This is a genomic window from Paenibacillus kribbensis (assembly GCF_001705305.1).
GTDB classification, from domain to species: domain Bacteria; phylum Bacillota; class Bacilli; order Paenibacillales; family Paenibacillaceae; genus Paenibacillus; species Paenibacillus kribbensis_B.
This window is the reverse complement of sequence record NZ_MCBP01000025.1, coordinates 1-23,888: the sequence shown is the minus strand read 5'-3', so window position 1 is coordinate 23,888 and position 23,888 is coordinate 1. Positions and strand designations below refer to the sequence as shown.

Annotated in this window: 30 protein-coding genes and 1 pseudogene; 4 read left to right on the top strand and 27 right to left on the bottom strand. The window is 36.2% G+C overall.

Features of this window, described 5'->3' with window-relative positions; genetic code table 11:
* On the top strand, positions 1–104 hold a 104-nt coding region (locus tag BAZ21_RS28300), incomplete at its 5' end, for an IS3 family transposase (protein WP_141694956.1).
* Here the strand turns inward: BAZ21_RS28300 and BAZ21_RS29245 are convergent.
* Positions 81–344, bottom strand: a complete 264-nt coding sequence (locus BAZ21_RS29245; RefSeq protein WP_068505825.1) for a hypothetical protein — start codon at positions 342–344, stop codon at positions 81–83. The two genes, BAZ21_RS28300 and BAZ21_RS29245, sit on opposite strands and share 24 nt — an antisense overlap.
* Positions 345–553: 209 nt before the next feature.
* A complete protein-coding gene (locus BAZ21_RS26385) occupies positions 554–778 on the bottom strand; it encodes a helix-turn-helix domain-containing protein (protein WP_176718223.1) in 225 nt (74 codons plus the stop codon).
* A gap of 151 nt (positions 779–929) precedes the next feature.
* Here BAZ21_RS26385 and BAZ21_RS26380 point away from each other — a divergent pair, with 151 nt between their 5' ends.
* The gene (locus tag BAZ21_RS26380) at positions 930–1,217 is read left to right on the top strand and encodes a DUF6809 family protein (protein ID WP_068505824.1); all 288 of its coding nucleotides are present in this window, start codon (positions 930–932) and stop codon (positions 1,215–1,217) included.
* A gap of 47 nt (positions 1,218–1,264) precedes the next feature.
* On the opposite strand, the gene BAZ21_RS26375 is transcribed toward BAZ21_RS26380, so the two are convergent.
* The 19 genes from BAZ21_RS26375 to BAZ21_RS26295 all read right to left on the bottom strand — a co-directional run bounded on the left by BAZ21_RS26375 (position 1,265) and on the right by BAZ21_RS26295 (position 17,045).
* On the bottom strand, positions 1,265–1,891 hold the full coding sequence (locus BAZ21_RS26375; RefSeq protein ID WP_256022737.1) for an AAA family ATPase: 627 nt from the start codon (positions 1,889–1,891) through the stop codon (positions 1,265–1,267).
* Positions 1,892–2,196: 305 nt separating this feature from the next.
* Positions 2,197–3,279 carry a phospholipase D-like domain-containing protein gene (locus BAZ21_RS26370; protein ID WP_068505822.1) on the bottom strand — a complete coding sequence of 361 codons (1,083 nt, stop codon included), beginning with the start codon at positions 3,277–3,279 and terminating at the stop codon, positions 2,197–2,199.
* A gap of 324 nt (positions 3,280–3,603) precedes the next feature.
* A complete protein-coding gene (locus BAZ21_RS26365; protein WP_068505821.1) occupies positions 3,604–4,332 on the bottom strand; it encodes a Shedu anti-phage system protein SduA domain-containing protein in 729 nt (242 codons plus the stop codon).
* Between the two features lie 265 nt (positions 4,333–4,597).
* Positions 4,598–5,491 (bottom strand): hypothetical protein, encoded by an 894-nt coding sequence (locus BAZ21_RS26360; protein ID WP_141695035.1) that lies wholly within the window; start codon positions 5,489–5,491, stop codon positions 4,598–4,600.
* A gap of 209 nt (positions 5,492–5,700) precedes the next feature.
* Positions 5,701–5,925: a helix-turn-helix domain-containing protein gene (locus tag BAZ21_RS26355; protein ID WP_068505819.1), complete on the bottom strand. Its 225-nt coding sequence runs from the start codon at positions 5,923–5,925 to the stop codon at positions 5,701–5,703.
* Between the two features lie 616 nt (positions 5,926–6,541).
* Positions 6,542–6,634, bottom strand: a complete 93-nt coding sequence (comI, locus tag BAZ21_RS29240) for a competence inhibitor ComI (protein WP_007431380.1) — start codon at positions 6,632–6,634, stop codon at positions 6,542–6,544.
* A gap of 322 nt (positions 6,635–6,956) precedes the next feature.
* Entirely contained in the window at positions 6,957–8,444 is a 1,488-nt protein-coding gene (locus BAZ21_RS26350) for a hypothetical protein (RefSeq protein ID WP_068505818.1), read from the bottom strand.
* Between the two features lie 660 nt (positions 8,445–9,104).
* The gene (locus BAZ21_RS30030) at positions 9,105–9,473 is read right to left on the bottom strand and encodes a hypothetical protein (protein ID WP_256022729.1); all 369 of its coding nucleotides are present in this window, start codon (positions 9,471–9,473) and stop codon (positions 9,105–9,107) included.
* Positions 9,474–9,490: 17 nt separating this feature from the next.
* A complete protein-coding gene (locus tag BAZ21_RS30025; RefSeq protein WP_256022726.1) occupies positions 9,491–9,829 on the bottom strand; it encodes a hypothetical protein in 339 nt (112 codons plus the stop codon).
* Between the two features lie 170 nt (positions 9,830–9,999).
* Positions 10,000–10,488 (bottom strand): hypothetical protein, encoded by a 489-nt coding sequence (locus tag BAZ21_RS26340; protein ID WP_068505817.1) that lies wholly within the window; start codon positions 10,486–10,488, stop codon positions 10,000–10,002.
* Between the two features lie 309 nt (positions 10,489–10,797).
* Complete coding sequence (locus BAZ21_RS26335) at positions 10,798–11,208, bottom strand: hypothetical protein (protein ID WP_068505815.1); 411 nt, start codon at positions 11,206–11,208, stop codon at positions 10,798–10,800.
* 250 nt (positions 11,209–11,458) lie between these two features.
* The gene (locus BAZ21_RS26330; RefSeq protein ID WP_068505814.1) at positions 11,459–11,887 is read right to left on the bottom strand and encodes a hypothetical protein; all 429 of its coding nucleotides are present in this window, start codon (positions 11,885–11,887) and stop codon (positions 11,459–11,461) included.
* Between the two features lie 191 nt (positions 11,888–12,078).
* Entirely contained in the window at positions 12,079–12,576 is a 498-nt protein-coding gene (locus BAZ21_RS26325; protein ID WP_068505812.1) for a hypothetical protein, read from the bottom strand.
* A gap of 11 nt (positions 12,577–12,587) precedes the next feature.
* Entirely contained in the window at positions 12,588–12,845 is a 258-nt protein-coding gene (locus BAZ21_RS26320; protein WP_068505810.1) for an ECs_2282 family putative zinc-binding protein, read from the bottom strand.
* A 186-nt stretch (positions 12,846–13,031) separates the two neighbouring features.
* Positions 13,032–13,361: a DUF3024 domain-containing protein gene (locus BAZ21_RS30020; protein WP_256022721.1), complete on the bottom strand. Its 330-nt coding sequence runs from the start codon at positions 13,359–13,361 to the stop codon at positions 13,032–13,034.
* Between the two features lie 216 nt (positions 13,362–13,577).
* Complete coding sequence (locus BAZ21_RS26310) at positions 13,578–14,588, bottom strand: hypothetical protein (RefSeq protein WP_068505826.1); 1,011 nt, start codon at positions 14,586–14,588, stop codon at positions 13,578–13,580.
* A 202-nt stretch (positions 14,589–14,790) separates the two neighbouring features.
* Positions 14,791–15,648: a restriction endonuclease gene (locus BAZ21_RS26305; protein ID WP_068505809.1), complete on the bottom strand. Its 858-nt coding sequence runs from the start codon at positions 15,646–15,648 to the stop codon at positions 14,791–14,793.
* A gap of 156 nt (positions 15,649–15,804) precedes the next feature.
* Entirely contained in the window at positions 15,805–16,680 is an 876-nt protein-coding gene (locus BAZ21_RS26300) for a hypothetical protein (RefSeq protein ID WP_068505807.1), read from the bottom strand.
* A 161-nt stretch (positions 16,681–16,841) separates the two neighbouring features.
* Complete coding sequence (locus tag BAZ21_RS26295; RefSeq protein ID WP_068505805.1) at positions 16,842–17,045, bottom strand: helix-turn-helix domain-containing protein; 204 nt, start codon at positions 17,043–17,045, stop codon at positions 16,842–16,844.
* 172 nt (positions 17,046–17,217) lie between these two features.
* Here BAZ21_RS26295 and BAZ21_RS30015 point away from each other — a divergent pair, with 172 nt between their 5' ends.
* Positions 17,218–17,505: a hypothetical protein gene (locus BAZ21_RS30015; RefSeq protein ID WP_068505804.1), complete on the top strand. Its 288-nt coding sequence runs from the start codon at positions 17,218–17,220 to the stop codon at positions 17,503–17,505.
* Between the two features lie 235 nt (positions 17,506–17,740).
* Here the strand turns inward: BAZ21_RS30015 and BAZ21_RS26285 are convergent, their stop codons facing one another.
* Positions 17,741–18,313: a hypothetical protein gene (locus BAZ21_RS26285; protein WP_068505801.1), complete on the bottom strand. Its 573-nt coding sequence runs from the start codon at positions 18,311–18,313 to the stop codon at positions 17,741–17,743.
* A gap of 207 nt (positions 18,314–18,520) precedes the next feature.
* A complete protein-coding gene (locus BAZ21_RS26280) occupies positions 18,521–18,721 on the bottom strand; it encodes a helix-turn-helix domain-containing protein (protein WP_068505799.1) in 201 nt (66 codons plus the stop codon).
* A gap of 172 nt (positions 18,722–18,893) precedes the next feature.
* On the opposite strand from BAZ21_RS26280, the pseudogene BAZ21_RS30010 reads away from it, so the two are divergent.
* Positions 18,894–19,170: pseudogene (locus BAZ21_RS30010) on the top strand (hypothetical protein).
* Positions 19,171–19,480: 310 nt separating this feature from the next.
* Here the strand turns inward: BAZ21_RS30010 and BAZ21_RS26275 are convergent.
* From BAZ21_RS26275 to BAZ21_RS28290, 4 genes are all read right to left on the bottom strand, one after another.
* Entirely contained in the window at positions 19,481–21,553 is a 2,073-nt protein-coding gene (locus BAZ21_RS26275) for a methyl-accepting chemotaxis protein (RefSeq protein WP_068505797.1), read from the bottom strand.
* Between the two features lie 393 nt (positions 21,554–21,946).
* Positions 21,947–22,942 carry an ABC transporter substrate-binding protein gene (locus tag BAZ21_RS26270; RefSeq protein ID WP_068505796.1) on the bottom strand — a complete coding sequence of 332 codons (996 nt, stop codon included), beginning with the start codon at positions 22,940–22,942 and terminating at the stop codon, positions 21,947–21,949.
* Between the two features lie 243 nt (positions 22,943–23,185).
* Positions 23,186–23,725 carry a CueP family metal-binding protein gene (locus BAZ21_RS26265; protein ID WP_068505794.1) on the bottom strand — a complete coding sequence of 180 codons (540 nt, stop codon included), beginning with the start codon at positions 23,723–23,725 and terminating at the stop codon, positions 23,186–23,188.
* A gap of 59 nt (positions 23,726–23,784) precedes the next feature.
* Positions 23,785–23,888: IS3 family transposase (locus BAZ21_RS28290; protein WP_141694956.1), on the bottom strand; the 104-nt coding region annotated here is incomplete at its 5' end.

The following is a 23,888-nucleotide window of genomic DNA, read 5'->3' as shown; positions in this document are numbered from 1 at the left end:
TTTTTGACTATGTAAATTGGTATAACAAGCATCGAATTCATGGAACACTGGGGTACATGACTCCAATTCACTATCGAAAATTAGCCCTTAAAAAAGTTGTTTGATTTAATGTTGACAATCCACTCTACTCTTGATTGATACAACCAGCAAATCTCACTTAAGAATCTTCTAGCTGCCTCGTTCACTAATTTAGCATTTTCTTTAGTTGTTTCAATAAATAAGTTATGACCTTCTTCTGAACTCCCTCGAATTATTTCTATGTCAAATGAATCGTATCTGACATTATATTTTTGTTCACAAAAATCAAAGCTTGTATCAAAACAAGTACAAACCCAAACTTTCATAACAACCCTCACTTTTTAGTTTTTCAAGGTATTGCACATAACGTTGTTGTATTCACGAAACGCCCCAGACTTAGATAGCTCTTATCTTAGGTTGGGGCGTTTGTTGTCTGTGCTTCTTCCATTATTATACATCTGACAACCAAAGGGCAATAGCCCTGAAGCGTGAATATTATGTTATACGACGGAATCCCTTCTTGAATCTGCCCTCACTATTCATCTTCTCCAGGTACATATTCAATCAGATCAGATAATTTGCAGTTAAATGTATCGCATAGCTTGAATAAGGTTTCCAATTTCGTTGTTTCTATATTGGTCTCCCTGTATAACTTGTTAATTGAATTCCGACTTAATCCTGATTTCGCCATCAATTCAGATATATCATCTATTCGATGTTCTGCCATTAGTTCTCTTATGTTACACTTGACAATGCTCATTTTTCCCCCTCCATAATTCTATCTTATCTCTCATACCAGCAATCATCAATGAAAAGTGAAGCATTAACTCTACAAAGTCAAATATTCGCCTTGCAATTGACCTCATAGGGTTATATAATATCTCTATAGAGTTAAAAGAGGAGGCTAACATATGATTAATACATTAGATTCATTAGCAGAACCACTGATAAGAATACGGTTGGAATTACTCTACACTGAACTTTCAGAACATCATACCGAATACAGTCAACTTTCTTCAGAAACAGATCAATATTTCAGAACGCTTCGTGAAGCTTTACCCGATCAACTTCAACATACCGTTTTTCTTTACGAAGACGCTCAAATTTCTCTCCAGTCCATCCTAGAAAGAAGTATCTACATACAAGGTTTCAAAGATGCTCTACAACTCTTTTGTGAATTGAGCCAAACTAGCATATAGAGGGTCCCGCGACCCTCTTTCTTTTTGTTTGTCGTACTTACTTAATATTATACATCAATTCCAATGCTCTTCATAAAAGCAGTATATTGATGAGTATCTTCCTTAACCTTGTCAATAATCAACCTAGCAGTTGATACCATTTCAGGCACTTCAACTGGCATCGCCGCTCTTTCAGTAGAACCTTGTAGATGAGAATACTCGTTATTTATTCTATCTATTAAAATTGAAGGAACTTTATCTTCCCCAAAGAAACGTTCCAATTTATCCTCAGAGAAATCAGGATATTTAAAGTAACGATATATCTTTAAAAACTTCCTTGCGTCGTTACTAAAATTGTAAAACAAATGGAAATTCGAATCATCTACAACTTCAATACTAGAGCACTGTTGTATGCAAGAGAATAAATAATTAAACTCCATGCCAAATTCTTTTAAGTATTTCGGCATAAGCAATAATGTTGAATAATGACCTTGCCTGTTGATTATAAAGTACTGCTTGCTGCGACTTTTGGTCTTTCCATTTGGTTGTTGCTCTAAACTGTTCAATCTTCTTAGATACTTCAGAAAATCAAGATTATGAGTTGACACAAAAAGCTGCTCAAACGCCCCTTTTCCCGCTATCTCAGCAGCAATCAAGTTGTATACAAGAAAATATGGTTCCCATCCAGACTTTATTGGTTTAAGTCCTCTAGTATTTATATCATTTAATTTTGCAACAAACTAACGGCTCAAAACCAAAATTAGCGGTTGATTCATTTAAAGCTCCAAGTATCTTCATCAATCATGGTTAATACGAGGGTTACTCAAGTGAGCACTTGGCACAATTTGAGCCCGAAGACTGTCAACCACTAATTATGAGGTAGAAGCCAAAATTTCATCTCTTTCTTACTCAGTAGTCTTCATTTTTGACGGACTTAATTACATATACTATGGTGAGGCGTTTCGAATTGATAGCGTATTTTTTATGCTTAGAAAGTGAATCATGTGTTGTCTATACTCGTTTCTTGTTCATCTTCCAAATCACTAAGCTTTCTGATGACTACTTCAAAACTATTCTGAATTTTTTGAATATTTAAGAAAATGCTTTCTATATCTTGTTCCGCAGCCTCTGCTAGTTCTTGTTTTTTTTCAAAAGTTTGATCTGAAGCTCGCTGTGCAGCTTCATCCATCTCTTCATTATGAACATTCCATTCAGCAATCAAATCTGAAGCGTAATGGCTCTCGTTAAAACTTGCTAATTCTGAGATATTGTCGTCTTCTGAGCATAGAATTTTAATTTGTTCTATAGCATCTGAGTCTATTAGGTCTGCAAATTCATCTGTTTCGTATAATTCATTGATTCTATATATTTCATCTTCAACTTCTTCCAATAGCTCTAGCAAAACTTCTAATGATTCTTTACGAAGTTGTGGATCCCAATGATTATAAATTTTCACTTCTTCAAATCTTCCAATATATGTGTAAGATTCTTCTTCAATTCTCATCGTAGCAGACTCAAGACGAGAGGCCAATAACGGCAATACAAGCTTTTTCTCCTTAAAAGAATTCCTATAATATCTTATACTTTCATCTAGAATTATTGGAATAAGATTATCTATAACAACTTGAACCAGTTCTTTATCTCGTATAATAAACCCAGTTTCTCTGTTATTACTGCTTTCTTCAGAAAAGTTAGCTGAACCAATATATGCTATGTTGTTTGTGAGAACGACTTTAGAATGATTTTGAAAGTTAAAAAAAGCACCTATCTGTTCTTCATTATCATTGCTAGTTAGTTTTCTGGTATAATGATCAATACTTTCGCTAGCTTTTTTACGCACGTTATCTCCATAATAAGTTTCGTAACGATTCGGTATGTTGGTTACAATTCTTACTTCTGCATGAGTCGCCGCTTCTTTTAGTGAATTCAATAATGCTTCTCTCTTTTGAGATATATTATAAGTCGTCACAAAAATGTAATCCGCTGAAGCAAAATCATTCAAAACTTCTTGATAATTAGATTCACCTTTAGAAGTAACTACATCTATTTGACCAGGTATCAGCGAGAATTTATGATAACTCATCAATATTCCTCCTCTTCATTACATCTTATAATTTAGCTTTTCAGCTTTCACAGAAGTTCCGTTTCGATATAGTCTTTGAGCGTATTCATTTAAATTAAGTACTCACTCTCTTTTGTAATTTCACTTAACGTTCCCGCATTCATGACGTCCAGCGTAGCCGGAAGTGTCTGCTAATGCATCCTCGAAATCCTGTCCGCAGACCAAGGTCCCATTAGGAGCCGCTGCTTGAATATGATGTTATACGACGGAAACGCTCCTTGACTCTGCTCTCACAAATTATAGAAGAATATTCGATTCGGTAAAAATGAATACATCATAAATTTTCTATACAGTTGGTGCATCTTCCATCTCTTCTTCATGCCATCTATTAATGTGACCAGTTACCCAATCCAGTGTACGATCAATTATATTATCGTAATGAAGTATCCTAACTCCATTTACCTTCCATGATTCTCGTTGTTTTCTTCGCGTTTTTTCGTGCTTAAAATCTTCTCTACGACCGCCTATAACAGCATAGTTAAACCTTGAACTATCATACGTATAAAACTCATTTGGTAACTGACGCTCATCATTTTTACACTTTAAAAGTTCCCTTGTAAATGTAGTGTGGTTTGCTTCAATCCAACTCTTCCAATCATCAATTTGACTTAATCCAGATCGTAAAGCTTTTCCAAAATCCCCGTCTTTGGTTGTTATATTTCCGTAAACGGCCTCTAACTCAATCAGTAAAAAATGATATCCATCAGAGTTCTCTCCAATCACTAAATAATCAACTTTATAATCGTTACCCAGCTGAAATTCTGGAAATAAAAAAGCTGAATGGTGACCAAAAAAATATCCGTTTTTAACTATTCCTCCAATTAAATGATATTCCCCTGCATTAATGTAATTAAGAATGTGTCTTTCATTTGTATCGCTTTTCTCGATTAAGAGTTTAAACTCATATAACTTCTTCACTTTTTCCTCAGCTTTTTCAAGATTCACTACATCTATATGGTTGTATGGAAATAGGTTGTACCTTCTATTTTCAATTGGTTGCTCACTAATACGCATTATAAAGTCCCCTTCGCAATTGATTTCTTGAATATTTTTAAATTGATTCTGTCGTATAACGTTCTCAGTATTCACGAACCCGAGAGTCTTAAGGTGCGAGACTTAGCCTCGCAGAGGTTGTCTGACTGAATCACTTCTTCGAAATGCCTCGGGCAGACCAAGGCTCCGAAAGGAGACGCAACGTGAATACTTCGTTAAGCGAAGTAATTATCTTCTATGATCTACTTAAACAATCTCCGAGAATACTCTGAAATTTTTTTAGCTTTTAGTAACGTGCTTGTTGATGCATGTAGTAAAATTTAACTTCTGATAATCCCTTATAAATTTTATAGAGTTTGTTTTCATCTACACTACAGATCAAAAACTCTTCAGTTTTTATTGGATCATAAAATTGATGGCGCCATATTGACAGATACACTTTCTCTGAGCTACTTAATCCATGTTCACAATCAGGATACTTAACATTAACTACTAAATCTCGTTCCTCATTAGTTTCCCAATAATCATCAAACATGAGTATTGGACTACTAAAGCATTCATTCCATAACTGTCTTAATTGTTCCAATCTAGTTTTTTGTTTAAATTCACTATTACTAAGAATTTTATCTTTTAAAATATCAAAAAAATTCAAATAGTCGTTAATAAAATTTTTTATTATTTCTCTACTTAAATCTAGTTTATGATTAGGGGTAGTATAATATTGGGTACTTTCATCGAAGTTTTTACTTTTTAATCCTGCATTGTGAATTAAGCAATTTCTATAATATGAAACATCACTACATTTTGTGATTATATCAATAATATCCCCATGTTTTGATTTGTTTGCTAATGTACTTACCTTAATATTTGTAACTATCTCCATGATATATAATAATTGATCCTTTACATTTCCTTTAAATAAATTAAAAAGCTCGTTTTCAATTACCGATTTAAGAATACTGAAATTGTCTAAACTACTTAAATCATTTTTGCTTATTGTGAAATTTTCTTTTTTTAGTTTCTTTGGTTTTGAGATCAATATATTATTCATTACATCTCGTAATGTAGCTTCAAAATATGTTGTTGACATAAGAAACAATCCTTGATTGATTAATTCTTCCTCATTTAACTTAGACTGTATATCATTTAATTTATTACAACTTGTATTGATAATCTCCAATAAATCATTTGAATAAACTATCAACTTGTGCACCTCATCTTAATCATTTGTATAAGAATTATTTCGCTTAACGTTTCTGTATTCATAAACCCCGAAGGGGTTGTCTGCTGAAATTCCTCCCCGAAATCCATCCATAGACCAAGGCTCCGAAGGAGCCGCTGCTTGAATATTATGTTATACGACGGATTCACTTCTTGAATCTGCCCTCACTATTGATTATCTCCAGGTAGATATTCAATCAAATCAGATAATTTACAGTTAAATGTATCGCAAAGCTTGAATAAAGTCTCCAGCTTTGTTGTTTCTATATTCGTTTCCCTATATAGCTTATTAATTGAATTCCGACTCAATCCCGATTTCGCCATCAATTCTGTTATATCATCTATTCGATGTTCTGCCATGAGTTTCCTTATATTGCACTTGATTACGGTCATCTTTTCCCCTCCATAATTCTATCTTATCTCCCATATCAGTAATCATCAACGAAAAGCAAAGATTTAACTCTACAAAGTCAAATATTCACCTTGCAATTAACTCTATAAGGCTATATAATAACTCTATGAAGTTAATAAAAGGAGGAACAGCATATGATTAATGCATTAGAATCATTGACAGAGCCACTTATAAGAATACGTTTAGAATTACTCTGTGAATTGAAAAATTCTAACATCTAGAGGATCATATGATCCTCTTTCCTATTGTTTTTGATTCTGTCGTATAACGTTCCTTATTCACGAACCCCAAAGGGATTGTCTGCTGCAATTCCTCCTTCGAAATCCATCGTGCAGACCAAGGCTCCAACGGAGCCGCTGCTTGAATATCATGTTATATGATGGAAATGCTTCTTCGAGATTGCCTACTACCCTGTCCTTAATCATCCCAAATTATTTATTTTAGCTTTGATTCATCTTTTCCCATGTGTTATCATATTCTTAAAGAAAGACCAAGTGCTACGAACACTTGGTCAGTACAATTGGCTTGGATGGTCTATCCCTTCTTAAGTCATCGGAATAAAAACCCACCTTCGGCGGTCAACCTTTGGGTGGGTTTTTACTTTCTCTTGTTGTTATTAATGTACGTTAAAAGTGCAAGAATGAATGTTCCGAATAATAGCATCAGCGTCATCGCATCTTTCACTTCCATGGTCTCACCTCCTTTCGAAGGGAAACCATGCCCACCCAAGATTCAATTGTATCTATATTTTACCTGTATTTACATCTGCGCACAAGCGTTCTTATCTGCTTTCTTGCACTTTATTTTTTGATCTATATTTTCTCATTTCTATCATATAACGTTCTTGTGCTCCTGACGTCGATTCCCCTTAGATAGCTCTTATCTTAGGGGAATCGATGTATCTGCCTGAATTACTTCCTTGAAATCCATCGGGCAGACCAAGCAGCGACAGCCGCGAAGCTGGAACACTTTGTTAACTGAAGTTGCTGCCTTCCTTGAATTACTTATCAATTTATCCGTTCAGTATTATTATTTTTTTTATACTTTCAAGCAATTTTTCAATGCCGTCTTTTTCGTTGTTCTTAATGGATTCAAGCATTGTAATAATATCTTTGTCGTCTAAAGGAATAATAAGTCCTCTATCATCCCTATACGTATCCGAACATCTTTGGTACAATAATTGTTTATTCTCAATAGTCCTGCACATTAATATTCCAAACTTCCCTTTATTAAAGGCAAACCTACTAGACAACTGATCTATTTCCGGATTCGCTATATCCTTTCCATAATTTTTGCACTCAATAAACACGTATGGACAAAAAACTTTATTAATCTCTTGAAGTCTGTAAAAGAATCCAGTGTTTGTAATATTGTTCATGACAATGTCCACTCTTTTTCTGCCCTGATGAAGCTTTTCTTCAATGGTTGGATTATTAAGATGAGGGTAGAAAAGAATCTCTAATATCGATTTTATAAATTTGTGATACTCTGAAGCATTTTTAGTTCCTACTGGTATATTTGTTAGACTTGTTATCAAAGCGTCAATTATCTTTTCTAAGTCCTCAAATCCAGTAAATTCCATAATTTCATCGCTTGAAATAGGTCTTACTACTCCCGATCTTGTATTCCTAAATCTCTCAAAAAGTTCAGGTCTTTTTTGAGTGTATTGTCTTAAATAATCTTTCCTGCTCTCAAACTCACCATTAGAAATTTGATTACTAATTTGTTTATCTACATCTTTTTTTGGCAGGTAAAATTTCTCTTTACCGTTTTTATATTTCTTATACTTTACGAGAGCAGATCTTCTTCTTAGCTGCTCGTCTCGTTCTTCACTAATTACAAAATGCCATCCATATTTCTGTGCATTATACTCAGAAATAGATGACACAACTGCCTTAGGTACTAATAGAAACTCTCGTCCCTTATAAAAAAGCAACTCTTCTTGAGAAGTAACCCAATCTTCATCAACTGGATTCCAATAAGGCAATGTTTCAGCTACTATTAATGGAATATTCCACATTTTGCATTGCTCTTTTGTATAATCAATAAGGTGTTTTCTGATGATATTAGTAGTCATATCAGAAAGCTTATCTTTATCAACATCGTCAACAAATACAATTATGTCTTCTATATTCTGAACTACACCTGTTTCAATCGCTTTACTTCTAATTATCTCTCCAATAATTCCGGTTGCATTCTCTTCACCAACCCCTCGCCCATTGTTAGTTCCAGTATTACTAATACCTAGGCATGTTTCCTTTGGCTCAGACATAAATTGAAATAATTCAATTGCATTTTCATGTTCATCATTCCGAATAAATTCAGAAACCTTAGAAAAGAAGTTTTTAATAGTTCTATTTACTTCAACTGACCAAGGATCATTTCTTGTTGAGATTAAATAAGGATCTATATACATTGGATAGTCTTTTTCTATGTTTATATCTACAAAATCAAGTTGAATTTGTGTTGCGTTCAACATAAAAATTTCACTAATCTTCATTGTATTTCCTCCAATTATTCGTTTTGCAGCAATTTCAGTTAACGTTCCTGTATTCATGAACCCTGAGGGGTTGTCTGCCGAAATGCCTCTCTGAAATCTTTCTCGCGGACCAAGGCTCCAAAGGAGCCGCTGCTTGAATATTATGTTATACGAGGGAGTCACTTCTTAGATTAAGCAAACAAGTATTAAAGATTTTCCGTTGAAATTGGATTTCTATATTAATTTGACAGTATTATTGTTTAAATCACACTCTAAAATTTCTACCGCTGAGGTATCAAATGCTCATTTAATCTCTTATAATATTCAGCTAATGTCTCATTTCTTTTAGAATAGTCTCTAAGAACAAATAAGATTTTCCTTGTACTTTCTGGTGCAAGTGAAAAATACAACATAGCTTCATTCCAGACTGTCATTTTAGCGCTTGGTACATTATTTCCCGAAGTCCATTTATGACTTTTACATTCAATGATCACATCGTTTCCTTGATCATATTTTTCTCCTCACTTTATTCATCTAGTCTGATTTCAGCTAACGTTCTCGTATTCACGACGTCCGACGTAGTCGGATGTGTCTGCTGAAACACCTCTTCGAAATCAATCCAGCAGCCCAAGGCTCCTTAGGAATCCGAAGCTTGAATATTATGTTATGTGAAGTCGCTATTTATATATTTTCATCTTCCTTGTAACGTAATAATGTATCTTCAAGTTTTTCTAATAACATTTTCTTATACATGTTATCATCAATATAAATTAGCTCTTTTAGCTCGTTAGAAAATCTTTTAATAACATTCACTAAAATGATTATCATCAAAATTAAAAAAGCACTAAATAGCAGCATCGAAATAGCTTGTTCTTCGGTTGTGATCGTCTTGTACTTAAATGTGAGATATTGTATCCAAATCGGCACAAATAGAGAAATAAATATTCCTGGATTAATAAGAGAAGGGAATTTATTTTTTTCAATTTCTTTCTCAAGTCCTACCATCAATAATTTGATTTTATTCTCTGTATATAAATGATTTCTATTCAAGTGTTCTTTTATAAGTTCTACCGCATTTCTTCGAATTCTGGTGTTCGCCAAGACCAGCCATTTGGGTTAATATTATATTTTTGTTTCACAATTATTTTAGCTTTCTTGTTCATTAGTGAAACCGCAAATATTAATACTGACAGGGTGAAAATAAAAAAGATTATAGATCCTATTCCTATCATTCGAAACTCTGCCCATACCAAACCTAGAAATAAATTATAAATCATTAGCAAAACTGATATCATAAAAAGAAAAAATGCAATTCTCGTTAATTCATACTTCATTTTCATAAACCGAAATACTAATTGATGTGAAGTGACTTTCTTTTTATAAAACTTCAAAAGTAATTCAAGCATATTTTATCCTCTATTTTTTTATTTTTATCGATTTCACATAACGTTGTTGTGTTCATGAACCCCAAAGGGGTTATCTGCTGAAATGCCTCTTCGAAATTCTTCACGCAGACCCAGGCTCCATCGAGCCGCAGCTTGAATATTATGTTATCTGTTGTGCCACATTTCTTCGATTAAATTTTCAAAATATCTGTCATTAACCAGTCATTATAATTTCCATCTTTCGATACGAACCAAACACTTTTATAAATAATTGGTTTGTAAATCAATTCCTTGTCTCTTATAAAATCACTCATACCAAAAATAGGGGAAGCATTTCTAATTACTAATGCTATTGGATATATACTTTCATATTTCAGCACCTTTTTTTCCTTCTGTTTTAGTAAGTTATTTAATATATTAATTAATTCATTATTCATTTCAAGCCCATGCGTATTATTACTTGATCTACCTAATAACATCTTGGCTTCTTTAAAATCATAGAATAAATGTGCTACTTCAATTCCCAGTAATTCACCCTCCGAGTTTCTCAAAACAAAATCTGGGCTTTCTCGCCTTTCTATTAATTCGTATTGCCCATTGTGGTTACAATTATGAAGATTAATAAATATCTCTATCGCAGCATTCTCCAATGCGAACTTCTCTTCATTGTGGTTCTTCACTGGTTTACCTTCTTTTTATTAATTATTGTGGAATTACAGATAACGTTTCCGCATTTCTGACGTCCAAACGGTTTAAGGACCGAAGGTCCGGGTGGCTCTGCCACTTAGCCGGTTGGATGTGTCGTCTGATTCCACTTCTCCGAAATACCTCTTGGCGACCAAGGAGCGTCAGCGACGAAGCAAAAATGCATTGTTATACGACGATTCGGGCTTCCTCGAAAATGCTACAAAATTCTATTGAATTCTACTTCTTTGCATATGATAAAAGACTTCCCCATAATTGTTGCTATAGATTCTTCAAGTTTTAGATCAAATTTTATCACAGATGGATTGAGTTGATTTAAATACCTTCTTATAAATAGTAATAATCGACTCAGGACCTTTGGCTAAAAGCCCTTGGTCTTGCTTAAGTAACCATTCAAGATCTCCATTAAAATAGTGTTGAAAATCAATCCATTTATCAGTTGCCTTCTGATGCTGTACTAGTAATTCTCCTATGATCTTAAACACATCTTTTGACTCTCCTTTGAAATACAATTCATGAGTTGGTTCAAGATACTCTAGTAATAAAGGATGGTTTGTTTCAAGTTCTATATCTTCAAAGAAATCTAATGTAATCTTATAATCCCTGACTTGTTTATACTCAACTACCCACTTTTGAACAACAGTTTCGGTAAAGTATAAAAAAACATGGAACTCGACAATTAGATCTTCATCCATTTCTTTTATGATAATTGGACGAAGATAGACATCATCTTCAAATATTGTATCTCTAAACTCCGTTTGAAATTTCTGAAAAATAGTACTTCACCTTCTTTCCCGAATTGTCGTATAACGTTTCTGTATTCATGAACCCCGAAGGGGTTGTCTGTTGAAATGCCTCTCTGAATTCCACACCGCAGACCAAGGCTCCGACGGAGCCGCTGCCTGAATACTATGTTATGTGATGTCAACAACTTCCTCGAATTAACTAGATGCCTAATATTGAAATGTAATCTTGGGATCTCAACTGCTCTTTAATCCATGTTTGAAATTCTTTAATCAATTCTCTCAGTTTTTCAATATTATTTTCATAATCTTTTTTAAACTCATTTTCACTGTATCCAAAGTAAAAACCAATGTGCTCTTTAAGAGTATTCATTTTGGGTTGTCCTTCAAGAAGGTTTATTACTCTTTCTAATCTCCCCAGGATACTCCACCAAGTTTCCTTTTGAATTTCATTAAAAGCATAGTGATCATATGTACTATGTTCACTTTCAACTGATTTCTCTATAAAACCAAATAGTTCTTCGGTCAAAAAAATTGAAGTATCACTCCAACATTGACCAAGGTATCTACCTGGCAAAATTTCAATATAACAAGTGCCTTCAAGTTCTTCTTTATTCCTTATTATCTTCATTATGTTTACCTCTTAAATAATTTCGTTGATTTCACATAACGTTCTTGTGTTCATGAACCTCCACAGGAGGTTGTCCGACTGCTTTCAATTCTCTGCCAACAACCTCCGCCGGACCAAGGAGCGTCAGCGACGATGCGTGAAAACTTTTTTATAGGATGTCAGCGTCTTCACTGAACCAACCTACAAATATTTTAAATTGTTACTATTTGCTCTTTTGAGTGACTTTCCCCCTGAATGTCTTCCCACTTCGTAATAACTTTAAACTTTCTTGGCGTACCCATATGAACTACGATATTTTCTTCAAAACTCTTTCCAGGTTCAAGAAATTCATACGGGACTTTGTCTTTAAATACCACTGCTTCGACCTCAACTGGAATTTCAAAATCTACTTTGTAAGCAACTGCTTTACCAGAGTTCCAAAACTTTATTTTATATTTAGATTTGGAAATATTAACAATTCGAACCTCTACGCATGCCATAGTCTCTTCAGCACGTGCTTTTTCCTTATCTTCTAAATCATACTGTTTGAGTTTTTCTTCAAGTACAATTATTCTTTTTTGAATTTTTTTAGCTTTCCTTGAATCGATATATGAAAGTATTGATATAATTATGGCTACAGTTGGAAAGCCATACACCACTACATCCTTGAATATCTCTTTAAAAATAATCCATAGTTCTAGCAGTTCCATAAATCCTCCAATTATTTAAATAATTTTCTTATATCCTTAATAACTTGTTTCGCTATATCTTCTTTAAAATCTTCAATATTGGCATTTATTTTATAACTATTATCTTCAATAAGTTGTTCTTTTGTTGTGACAGTCCCACAATCAGAGCACTTTATTTTAGTTTCATCTGAAGCATCCTTTAAGTCACTAATTCTATCATCAATGATTAAAAATTGATCATTGCCACATACACTGCAATTCATACTTATGTTTTTCTCAAATTCTTTCATTATATTTCCCTCTCTCTATTTTTATTTTTTTTGCGCTGGTTTCCTATAACGTTCCTGTATTCAAGATGTCCGATTAATCGGATATGTCTGCCGAAATGCCTCCCCGTGTTTCATCCAGCAGACCAAGGCTCCGTAAGGAGCCACAGCTTGAATATTATGTTATGAGATGTCATGAGCTTCTTCGATTTATCCCCAAAACAGTCCGTTATGCCCTTCATCTACGATCTTCAACTGTTTTTCAAAATCTTCATCCGGTTCTATGTCATCTATGAAGTGCCATTTCCCCTTGCTGTCTTGCCAATATATCTTCCATTCGTTTTCATCTAATCTGAACTGAGCTACTGGCATCTGCACCCATTGATCACTTTTGAATCCTTGTCTTTCTTCAATTATTGTCACATGATTTCCTCTGATCTTATAACTGATTTTTATCTGGTTTTTCACATGTTCTGGTACTGCATTTTGTATATATTTTTCCATGATTTTATTTATCCGCTTCTTCGTAAAGTCATCCATGGATTTTGCCTCTCCTGTCCTAACACGTCTTGCAATGATTATATCACGATGATGTCTCATATAACGTTCCCGTATTCACGACGTCCGACGTAGTCGGATGTGTCCGGGTGCTTCTGCTACTCCGAAAATCCCTCTACCGGACTGAGGGCGTATGCCCGATCCGTGAATATAATGTTATATGAGGTGCTTGACTTCCTCGATTCTTCTAAAAACATATCATTCAGCTAAATAAAAATATGAGAATGGGGATAATTTATTTCTCATTTCATTTCTCCAGAAAGTATCCAAAAAATCCGAATGCTTAATTAATACCGTATCCATTTCATTTCTATTGTTACTTGAATCAATCTCTATTTTTTGAAATCCCAAAGCTTCACGGTAATATAAATTCACATATTGTTCGACATTATATAAAACCTCTCTGTAAAATGTAATGTCTAGTAATTCAGGGTCAGTATCTAAGTGTCCGTTATTAAACATTTTATAAGCATTTAAGGCACATCTAACATAATAATCTTGTCTTGTTCTGAGTGGAAGGTACTTGGATTCTAAGTAATTCACTTGGTCTCTTTTATATCCTAGCCCCATTATACTGAATGTAATGCATGAACTTATAATTACTAGAAGAAATGCGTGAATTTGGCTTTTCAGTAGCGCCGGTGCAGCCTTATTAATCGAGTTTATATTTGGGTTATATGTAAACTGCCCAATTAATCTTGTAGCCGCAAAAGCATCTGCATCCATTTCTAGAACTTGACTTTCTAAAGAAGGTAATTGATTCTTACGAGAATCCATAAAAAGCGATAGGTTCCGTGGACTAATACTACGAGAATGATAATAATCTAAATGTCCATTAAAAATATGACCTAATTCGTGGTATATAATTAACCTATACGAAATGCTATGCATAAGATCTAAATATAAGTTTGCCTTTTTAAGATCATATTTCTGATCACCACCGGACACGATAGTATAAAAATTAATGTTCTTTTCGTATAAGAGTGTATTTAAAATCCTAAATGTCTTTTCAAAAACTTCAGATCTAATATTTAATTTGTAGAAGCCTTCAGGTAACAAGCTGCAATTAGCATTAAACTCCATGCTGTCAGTAATTACACAATTAATTTCCAATTTCTTGCCACTATAATCTAATAAACTTTCATTACAATAATGAATTGATTCATTCAAATGATTAATATAAATCTTTTTTTCTTCTTCAGAAAGCACGATAGCACCTCTCATATACTTATTTTCTTTGCAAGCATGTCATATAACGTTCGTGTATTCACGACGCCGACGAAGTCGGTATGTCCACAGCAACTGCCCCCCTGAAACCGCTTCTGGGACCGAGGGCGAGTGCCAAATGCGTGAATAATGTTGTTATCAGATGTGAATATCATCTTCTAGATACAAAATAACCCATATGAAGTTACCACATTGAAAATAATTTATAAAATTTTTCCCAGTTCATAGTTATTATATGTTTCTTTGCGTTTTGTAAAATCTTATCAGTTTTATCTTTTTTATGTTCTGGTATCCAATTAGATAACTTATCAACGACGTTATTTTCCCATATATAAAGATTCGGGATATATTTCTCCTTTGGTTTATTTGATTCAATTAAATACTCTATAATTTCTCTTATTGCACATGACTTATCAAAGATAGGATGGTTCTCATAAGAAAAGAATGCTGATCCCTCTCTTGTGTTATTGAAAAACTCTATTACTTCATATTCATGGTTGTTATTAATATGTTCTATCGATGAATTATCAAATTTCTTATAAGACATTAATTTTGTTGAATAATCCGAGTACATATTTTTAGGTTCTATCCCAAAAAGTTTCACGTATTCTATAAATAATTCAAAAAAGCAATCTGATAATAATATTATTCTCATTCCCTCATACGCCATTACTATTTCAGTTGGTGCATCCTTTGAGATTACCCATAGAGATATCCCCAAATTATCAGCAACCTCTATGGCTTCTTTTGTAAAGCCAATAGGTGAAACAAGGGCTCCTTTTTGAGCATTTATCGCTTCTTTTGTTTGATGTAGATTCTGTACAATTGGTCTAGTAATAGGTCTTCCATGATATTTACACTCTACGATTAAAGTAAACTTGATCATATTATGTATTTCTGTTTCAAATGCAATGTCAATTTCGTATGATCCTGCCTGTCGAACTCCTTGATATTTCTTGTTTCTATAAATAGTTGAATTATAAAAAAAATCTAAGCACTTTAGTGTTTCCTCTACGAAATCTTCGTATTCTCTCGAGTTCAATGCCATATGCCTCCTTATGATTTACATTGATTTCCGATAACGTTCCCGTATTCATGAACCCCGAAGGGGTTGTCTGCTGAAATTCCTCCCCGAAATCCATCCTCAGACCAAGGCTCCGAAGAAGTTGCTGCTTGAATATTATGTTATACGACGGAATCACTTCTTGAATTTGCTCTCTATTGATCTTCTTCCTTCGCTACTCTCAGCCTTTTTCATAGTTCTTACCATCATGTGTATTGTTGAGAGATAGATATAAAAAATCCAACTCAACCAAAGCGCATCATAATCTTTCTTTTGTTTATCATTATGATGTCTGATGGCGAAGTTATTTGCAATATTATAAAGTTCAGACTCATCTTTAGACAGCATATGATCTTTAATTTGTGGCCTTAAGTATTCTAGAACATCAGCTAAATCTCTCACTGCATCTTTTCTTTCATTTAAGCTGGCACGGTATCTTCTGAATTTTAAAATAGCAACTTCGACTCTATTATCAACATTATTCAAGTCATATTCCGGAATTTTAGCTTCTAACAGGAAACTCAAACCCTTATCTCCTAATAAAAGAACTTCACCATCGTTAGACAACTCATAGCCCTGTTTATAGTCCCTCAAAATTTCATTAATCTCTACTCTGAATTCCTCTTGGCCTAAATTTTTATCAAAATCACTATAATGCCATCCACAATCGCTCCAATCATGGTATGTACCTTCAATAGGTTTTGAGACAAGATCAAAGAGTAATTCTATCACATCAAAAATATCATCATCAGAGTATTTCGTATAAAAGTCATCTATAGGCCAAATACTATGCTTACGCAGCTTCCTCAAAAAATATCCTTGAATATCACTTCCACACGTTCCAGAAATCAATCCTGCATCTACACACATTTTTCCAAATGCCTCTTGAAAATACTCCTTCTCATAAAAAAAGTGATAAGTTCTAAAAATCAATTCTCTGAGTGTTTCAATGGGAAAGTTCTCTCCTGTATTCTTTCCAGCACGTACAGAGTAATACTGCCGTTTAGTCATTAATATTCACCCTTTTTAATACTGTTATATAGCCATTCTGTACTTATGAACCCTAAAGGAGTTGTCTCCTAAGATACCTCTCCGACATTCATCCCGCAGGCTCAAACTCAGTCGGAAGCGTATACGAGAGAATCACTTCTTCGATTACCAATTCTATTCTTTCATTGTTCCGCTATGTGCTCCAATAAGTCCCCAGGTTGACAACCTAAAACCGTACATAATTTATCAATCACTTCTAATGAGACGTACTCGTTCGTATTGAGTTTAGCCATTGTAGCAGACGAAATCCCCGTCATTTTTAGCAAATCCTGCTTCTTAATTTCCCTGTCGATCAACAATTTTCGAAAAGGTTTGTAACTAATCATCTGATATTCCTTTCACACATGAAGTGAATTTTTCTTTAATTATATGAAAGTATATTTCTTTTATCAAAAATATCTTCAACATCTATTGACATAAATGTTCGATATGATAAAATTATATTCAATAATCTAAACTTTTATTCACAAAATTAAACCGATCGGCTGGTGCTCAATTATGCATAATTCTTTAGAAGTCTTACTTGATTCACTGATTCGCACTCGAATTGAAACTTTGTATGGCGAACTTAACAAAAACAGCTCCAGTTACAACCAGTTCTCATCCGAACGTAATCTTTATTTCGATCAGTTACATGAACTACTACCTGAGGATATACAAAAGACCCTATTCCTTTATGATGATGCAGACCTTTCCGTTCAAGCTATTTTAGAACGCGAAATCTATTTGCAAGGTTTTAAGGACGCTCTTCACCTACATAACGAATTACATGCATCTTTAGATTGAGAGCCTGCTGGCTCTCTTTGTATTTTGATTCTGTCGTATAATATTCTTGCATTCACGACTTCACGGCGGTTAAGGCCGTTAGGCTGGGTGGCGGTCACGCCACTTAACCGATGGGATGTGTCCGCCTGCCCTCCACTTCCCAGAAATTCAAGCGGACCAAGGATCAACTTACTAACCCGCAGCGTGAATATCGTGTTATACGACGGAACTTAGAATAGATCCACATTTTTCTCAATTATTTTTTTAACATTAGTTCAATGATTTTTCTTGTGTCTCCATCATCAGGTTCTGCATCATCCCATCCATGACCATACCAGCGATCAGTATTTCTAATCAAAAAGTCTAACTCAATCCAACGTTCTTCAATAATTAGTTGGAAAACATAGGCTATCCTATTTACCATAAATTTATTTAAGGTTTTCATGTCACTCTCAGAAAGTTGATTATTGGGATGTGCATGCATATCTTCAATAGGTCCATTCCTAAATGCAATGTGAGTAATTGCTTTTGCAATCATATTTATATTCTCTTTAACTAATAATCCTTCTTTTGTTTTGAGATTCATCTCTTTTGCTGCTTCCGATTGAACCAATAAATATTCATCCAGAATCGAATTTCTAATTGTTATTGCATACTTTTTTCGTCTATATTTAATCTTTGACATATTTACTTCAAATAATTGAGAAATCTCATAGTCTGATTTCTTTTCATCAATAAACATAGTTTTAAGATCTGCAGACGTAAGTTCATCTAAGTCCAAAGTCTCCCCAGATAATTTCCTTGCTTTATATCTTTCAAACACTCCCATGAAATCACACTCCTATAAACTAAATCTTCGTACTGTAGTATTACGTTTCTGTACTCACGAACCCCAACAGGGGTTGTCTGCTGAAATCATTCTTCGAAACCCATCTGACAGACCAATGCTCCGTTAGGAGTCGCAGCTTGGATATTATATTATACGACGGAATCACTTCTTCGATTAACCAATCGTAGTTCTTTGACTGATCTGTCATTACTCCACTATGTGTTCTAATAAATCTCCTGGTTGACAACCTAAAGCCGTACATAATTTATCAATCACTTCTAATGATACATATTCATTCGTATTTAGTTTCGCCATTGTAGCAGACGAAATCCCCGTTATTTTCAATAAATTCTGCTTCTTAATTTCCCTGTCGATCAATAGTTTTTGAAAAGGTTTGTAACTAATCATCTGATATTCCTTTCACACATGAAGTGAATTTTTCTTTAATTATATGAAAGTATATTTCCTTTATCAAAAACATCTTCAACATATATCCCCCCCTATTATTCGTTATAATAAAATTATATTTATTAAATTAAATTTTTGTTCGTAAAATTAAATGGTTAGACAGTGTTCAATTATGAATAATTCTTTAGAAGTCTTACTTGATTCACTTATTCGTACTCGAATTGAATCTTTGTACAGTGAACTAATCAAAAACAACTCAAGTTATAACCAGTTCTCAACCGGGCGCATTCTTTATTTCAAACAGTTACACGAACTATTACCAGAAGACCATATTCCTCTACGATGATGCAGTCCATTCCGTCCAAGCTATTTTAGAACGTGAAATCTATTTGCAAGGATTTAAAGACGCTCTCCACCTACATAATGAATTACATGTATCCTTAGATTGAGAGCCAGCAGTTTTGAGACTGTCGTATAACGTTCTTTATTAACGACGCCCCACCGGCTCAGGTTCAGTAGGTATCCTTTTGGAAATCCCTCTCCTCAAAAGAAGAGCAACAAGGCCCGTTCCCTCGTTCCTACCGATCCGTACGCGCTGCCTTTATCCGACGTTCCGATCCTGCTCTTCCGTGCGTCCGCCCTCTCTTCGCATTGTCAGCCGCCTCCGGCGTCGTTTTAAATTGCTGTTGAAATAGGAAGCGAAAAGATAAAAAGCCCGCGCTGGACGCGGGCTTTGCTGTTTATAAGTCAAAATCATGCCTACTCATGTTCCTCGACCTTAAACTGGCTTAATTCGTTTTGAAGCTTATTGGACAGTTGGCTTAATTGTTTGGATAGTTCAGCAACCTGTTCGAAGCTCTCCAATTGTTCCTGCGTGCTGGCGCTAACCTCTTCGGTTGAAGCGGAATTCTCCTCTGTGGTGGAAGAGATGATCTCTAGCGCCTGCAAAATCTCATCTTTGTGCTTATGCACTTTGGAGGTGTTGTTGCTGATCTGGATCATTCGCAATTTCAAATCTTCCAAGTCCTTGTTAATACTAAAAAATACTTGCTTGGTGTTCTCCACCGATCTGGCATTTTCTTCTGCAATTCTCAGACCGTGAGCCGTATGCTCAACCGATACGCTGGTTTTTTCTTCAATCACACGTACCTTCTTGTAGATTTCCTGTGTCGCCAGTGCAGTCTGCTCAGCCAGCTTGCGCACCTCTCCGGCAACAACGGCAAACCCTTTGCCCTGTTCTCCCGCACGTGCAGCTTCGATGGAAGCATTGAGCGCCAGCAGGTTGGTCTGCGTTGCAATTTGATTAACCGTGTCAACGATGCTCGAAATCTCATGACGGCTCAGATCGATATCCTGAATAATAGCCGACATCGCTTGTGTGGAATTGTGATTTTCTTCTGCCCATTTGGATAGCTGATCTACTACATTCAGCCCCAATCCGCTTTGTTCGGCAGAGGTTTGCACCATCGTTTCGATGGCTTTCGTATCATTGGCAATTTCGTCAATTTGGCCGGACAATGCTCCGGTTTTTTGTAAAATATTATCCGTTTCGGTGGACTGATAGTTCGTCGCATTGGCAATTTCATTGATTGCTGTCGCAGTATCGTTCATCGTTATCGCGGTTCTGGAAGAAATGGATTGCAGATCGTGAGAAGACTGATTCAACACTTGAGCTGAGCTGCCCACCATTTGGAGCATTCCTTGAATTCTTTGAACCATATTGTGAACTCCTTGAGAAATTTGACCGATTTCGTTATTGGAATGTGTATCAAACTGAACGGTCAAATCTCCATTTTCAATCAGCTTGATTTTTGCGAGCAGCTTCGGTATTGATCTCAACAGATAACGGAGCGTTATATAACAAATCACAACCAGCAGAATTGTGGCTACCGCAAAACCGCCAATGGTAATCCAGGTAAAGGCTTTTAATTCTGTGAGCGCCTCTTGTTCAGAAATGGTTAAGCCTACGGACCATCCGGTATCTTTACTGGTTGCATACCCGATATAGCGCCGTTCTCCAATATCATTAATCAGCTGTACTCCGGACTCGCCGGCAATCATTTTCTTTCCGATCTCCCCAAGCTCGCCTGTGCTTTCGTTAATCTTTTCTTTCAACACTTTATTTTGATCGGGATGATATAAAATATCGCCCGTTTTGGATGCAAGAATCGAATAACCTGTGCTTCCGAGCGAATAGCTTTGCATAACGGCAGGGATGTCTTTGAAAGCAATATCAATAGCAGCAAATCCGATTAATTGGTTACTGCTGTTTTTGATCGGATAGAAAATGCCCATAAGCACACTACCCGAATTGACGTCAACATAGGGATCTGAGTAGTATAAACCGTCTGCTTCTACAGCCGGCTTGAAGTACGGGCGTGTTTGGATATCGAAATCCGGGCTCGATGCAGCACCATCATTTTGAAGAAAGAAGCCTTTACCAGATATTCCTGCAATCCAGGCGTCGGCAAAAGAGGGCTCTGCTTTTACAATGGCTGCCAAAGTCGCTTTGGTTTGCTCAGCATAAGGAGAAGTTTTCGCCATCTCTGCTGATGGGGTGGTTTCTATATATTTCTGAAATAAGTTGTTCGTTGACATTTGTTTGACAAGCGATCCCTTTTCCTTAAATAACGCATCGAATTGACTGACGATAGCCTGCGTCTTGGTCTGAAGCATGGCCTCTTGCTGCTTGACAAGCATGCTTTGCGTGCTTGCAAACATAAACGTCCCCAAGGTTGCAAAGACGACAACGATAATGACTAACAGCACCAAGGCCAATGTATTCGCGATGCTGGATGATCTGAATACGCGCTTTTTTATATTTTGTGACATGCTGCCATCTCCCCAAGGAATATTGAGCGAAAAGCTCTTAGATAATATGTCGGAAGTATACAGCTGTTTTAATAGGTTTTTAGTATATACAAATTAAGGTATTACACGGGACCTAGATGCCCATAAGTATACAGGAGATGCAGCGTATCAACGTATGTCCCCAGGCTCGATTTCCGTCGACGAGCAGCTGGATTAGCCATGAGGAGAACCCTGCAGCTACGGGTGAAGAATAAACTGGAGAATGAACAAAATGGGGAAACAACGAATAGAGATGCAACCAGATAGCAGCCATTCTATAAGCCTATAAAAAAAGCATGAATGAGCGCGGTTAGACCGCCCCATTCATGCTTGCCATACACCAGTTATAAACCGGACAGAATACTCAGCCCCGGCTCATTTCGTAATCGCTGTAACAGCGGTGTCAACCAACGCTTTTGACGAGACAGGACCGCCAAACGTCCATGTCTTGCTGTCCAATGCATAGGTACGTTTTTCTTTGACAAAATTCAGGCCGTTCCAGACCGAATTATTTTTCAGTGCTGCACCGAGAACATCATCGTCCGGCTGCACAATATAGAGGAAGTTGCTGTCCTGAACGGCAGGCAGCGCTTCAATGCCTACAGTTGAAAAACCGTACTGCTCAAGCTTGGCCGGTTTCCAATCGTTAATCAGCCCGATCTTCGCCAGTGTTCCGACGACAACCGAGTTATCCGAAAACATGCGCAGGCTGGCTGCATTTTGATAAGTGAACGCCTGTGTCAGGCTATAATGAAACTCCGCTTTACCCGCAGTAGCGAGCTTTTCTTTGGCTTCCGCATAATGCTGATCCAACTCCTTCAGCACCTGCTTCGCTTTATCTTCTTTTCCAAGAGCGACCGCGATGTTGTTGAATATCTCTACCATTTTGTCATAATCATAGCCTTTACCGCTATTCAGACTATATTCAATTGTCGGTGCAATGGCTTTCAGCTGATCATAGATAGCTGCATTTCCATCAACATTGGAAATGATCAGATCCGGCTTCAATGCAGCAATCGCCTCCAGATTGGGCTCATTGCGCGTTCCGACATCGGTCACGCTGCTGTCCAGCCCTGCCTCCGAAGATACATACTGCTTGTATCCGGCATTATCCGCATTACCAATCGGCTGAACGCCCAGCGCAACCATATCCTCCGTAAATGTCCATTCCAGCACGACAACACGCTTTGCCGGGCTGTCGAGTGTGATCTCACCACGGTTATGCTTTACTTTCACAGGACCAGCCGCTTCGGCTGGTGTGCTGTCCGGAGTTGCCGTCTGGCTTTCCGATGTATTGCTTGCAGCTCCGCAGCCTGCCAGAACAAGCGCAAAAATCAGCAACATTACAATCCCGCTCAAACCTTTTTTCATAGAATGTATTCTCCCCGTGTATGTACATTTTGTAGATAATGATAATCATTATCAATTTTGGATTATGACGGAGAAATGTAATTTTGTCAATGATAAAAGGTGGCACAGCAGCTGACCCAGGCACTCCTTACATGGGAAGCTGGTGCCTGGTGTCGTTATATTTTCCGAAAGTTAAGAGCTTAGTAGGCTTTCCATTCCCTTTCCTATACACAGGATTCCGAAAACGGATTTAGATTCACTGCGTTAACCCAATTGCATCGTGGTAACACAGGTATCGTCCTTTTCAAACGTGGAGATTTTAGATTTTGCAGTCTTCCCTTCATGCTTCACCGTAACGCTATAGGTTTTGTCACGCGGCAGCCATAGATCAATAAATCCATTGGACTGGGATTTTATTAAGGTTTTATTCATGACTGAATTCCCAGCGGAATCATGAATCGTTACACTGAATTCTTCATCCTTTATTTCGCCTTGACAACCGGTCAGGCTATGGGTTGCACAAGGGTGGGTCTGTTCCATAAATGGCGCTATCGAAAGAAAAAACTCGTTATCAGGCAGAGCATAGGTCTTTGTTGTGGTACCATCCTCCGATACACTCAACTGACTGGAAGTGATAGAAGCGGACTGGGCCGTTGCCTTTCTTGTACTGAAATCATGCACCAATTGCTTGATATTTGACGCTCCCTGGTTGTTGGCTTCTTCTCTTTGGGCATTCCCTGCAATCAGGTAAGTCCCTATGGCAACAGCAACTAACCCGGTAGCTATCAAGGTTAATTTTTTCATTTTGAGTTCATCTCCTTGTCCCTCTTTTATTATTATAAAGGTGGATTGTCAACATTAAATCAAACAACTTTTTTAAGGGCTAATTTTCGATAGTGAATTGGAGTCATGTACCCCAGTGTTCCATGAATTCGATGCTTGTTATACCAATTTACATAGTCAAAAA

Bases quoted from the DNA above. Each gene is read 5' to 3' on its own strand.
- BAZ21_RS29245 (WP_068505825.1), bottom strand. From the start codon at position 344: ATGAAAGTTTGGGTTTGTACTTGTTTTGATACAAGCTTTGATTTTTGT.
- BAZ21_RS26385 (WP_176718223.1), bottom strand. From the start codon at position 778: ATGAGCATTGTCAAGTGTAACATAAGAGAACTAATGGCAGAACATCGA.
- BAZ21_RS26380 (WP_068505824.1), top strand. From the start codon at position 930: ATGATTAATACATTAGATTCATTAGCAGAACCACTGATAAGAATACGG.
- BAZ21_RS26370 (WP_068505822.1), bottom strand. From the start codon at position 3,279: ATGAGTTATCATAAATTCTCGCTGATACCTGGTCAAATAGATGTAGTT.
- BAZ21_RS26365 (WP_068505821.1), bottom strand. From the start codon at position 4,332: ATGCGTATTAGTGAGCAACCAATTGAAAATAGAAGGTACAACCTATTT.
- BAZ21_RS26355 (WP_068505819.1), bottom strand. From the start codon at position 5,925: ATGACCGTAATCAAGTGCAATATAAGGAAACTCATGGCAGAACATCGA.
- comI (WP_007431380.1), bottom strand. From the start codon at position 6,634: ATGGAAGTGAAAGATGCGATGACGCTGATGCTATTATTCGGAACATTC.
- BAZ21_RS26350 (WP_068505818.1), bottom strand. From the start codon at position 8,444: ATGAAGATTAGTGAAATTTTTATGTTGAACGCAACACAAATTCAACTT.
- BAZ21_RS30025 (WP_256022726.1), bottom strand. From the start codon at position 9,829: ATGCTTGAATTACTTTTGAAGTTTTATAAAAAGAAAGTCACTTCACAT.
- BAZ21_RS26335 (WP_068505815.1), bottom strand. From the start codon at position 11,208: ATGGATGAAGATCTAATTGTCGAGTTCCATGTTTTTTTATACTTTACC.
- BAZ21_RS26330 (WP_068505814.1), bottom strand. From the start codon at position 11,887: ATGAAGATAATAAGGAATAAAGAAGAACTTGAAGGCACTTGTTATATT.
- BAZ21_RS26325 (WP_068505812.1), bottom strand. From the start codon at position 12,576: ATGGAACTGCTAGAACTATGGATTATTTTTAAAGAGATATTCAAGGAT.
- BAZ21_RS26320 (WP_068505810.1), bottom strand. From the start codon at position 12,845: ATGAAAGAATTTGAGAAAAACATAAGTATGAATTGCAGTGTATGTGGC.
- BAZ21_RS30020 (WP_256022721.1), bottom strand. From the start codon at position 13,361: ATGGATGACTTTACGAAGAAGCGGATAAATAAAATCATGGAAAAATAT.
- BAZ21_RS26300 (WP_068505807.1), bottom strand. From the start codon at position 16,680: ATGACTAAACGGCAGTATTACTCTGTACGTGCTGGAAAGAATACAGGA.
- BAZ21_RS26295 (WP_068505805.1), bottom strand. From the start codon at position 17,045: ATGATTAGTTACAAACCTTTTCGAAAATTGTTGATCGACAGGGAAATT.
- BAZ21_RS30015 (WP_068505804.1), top strand. From the start codon at position 17,218: ATGCATAATTCTTTAGAAGTCTTACTTGATTCACTGATTCGCACTCGA.
- BAZ21_RS26285 (WP_068505801.1), bottom strand. From the start codon at position 18,313: ATGGGAGTGTTTGAAAGATATAAAGCAAGGAAATTATCTGGGGAGACT.
- BAZ21_RS26280 (WP_068505799.1), bottom strand. From the start codon at position 18,721: ATGATTAGTTACAAACCTTTTCAAAAACTATTGATCGACAGGGAAATT.
- BAZ21_RS26275 (WP_068505797.1), bottom strand. From the start codon at position 21,553: ATGTCACAAAATATAAAAAAGCGCGTATTCAGATCATCCAGCATCGCG.
- BAZ21_RS26270 (WP_068505796.1), bottom strand. From the start codon at position 22,942: ATGAAAAAAGGTTTGAGCGGGATTGTAATGTTGCTGATTTTTGCGCTT.
- BAZ21_RS26265 (WP_068505794.1), bottom strand. From the start codon at position 23,725: ATGAAAAAATTAACCTTGATAGCTACCGGGTTAGTTGCTGTTGCCATA.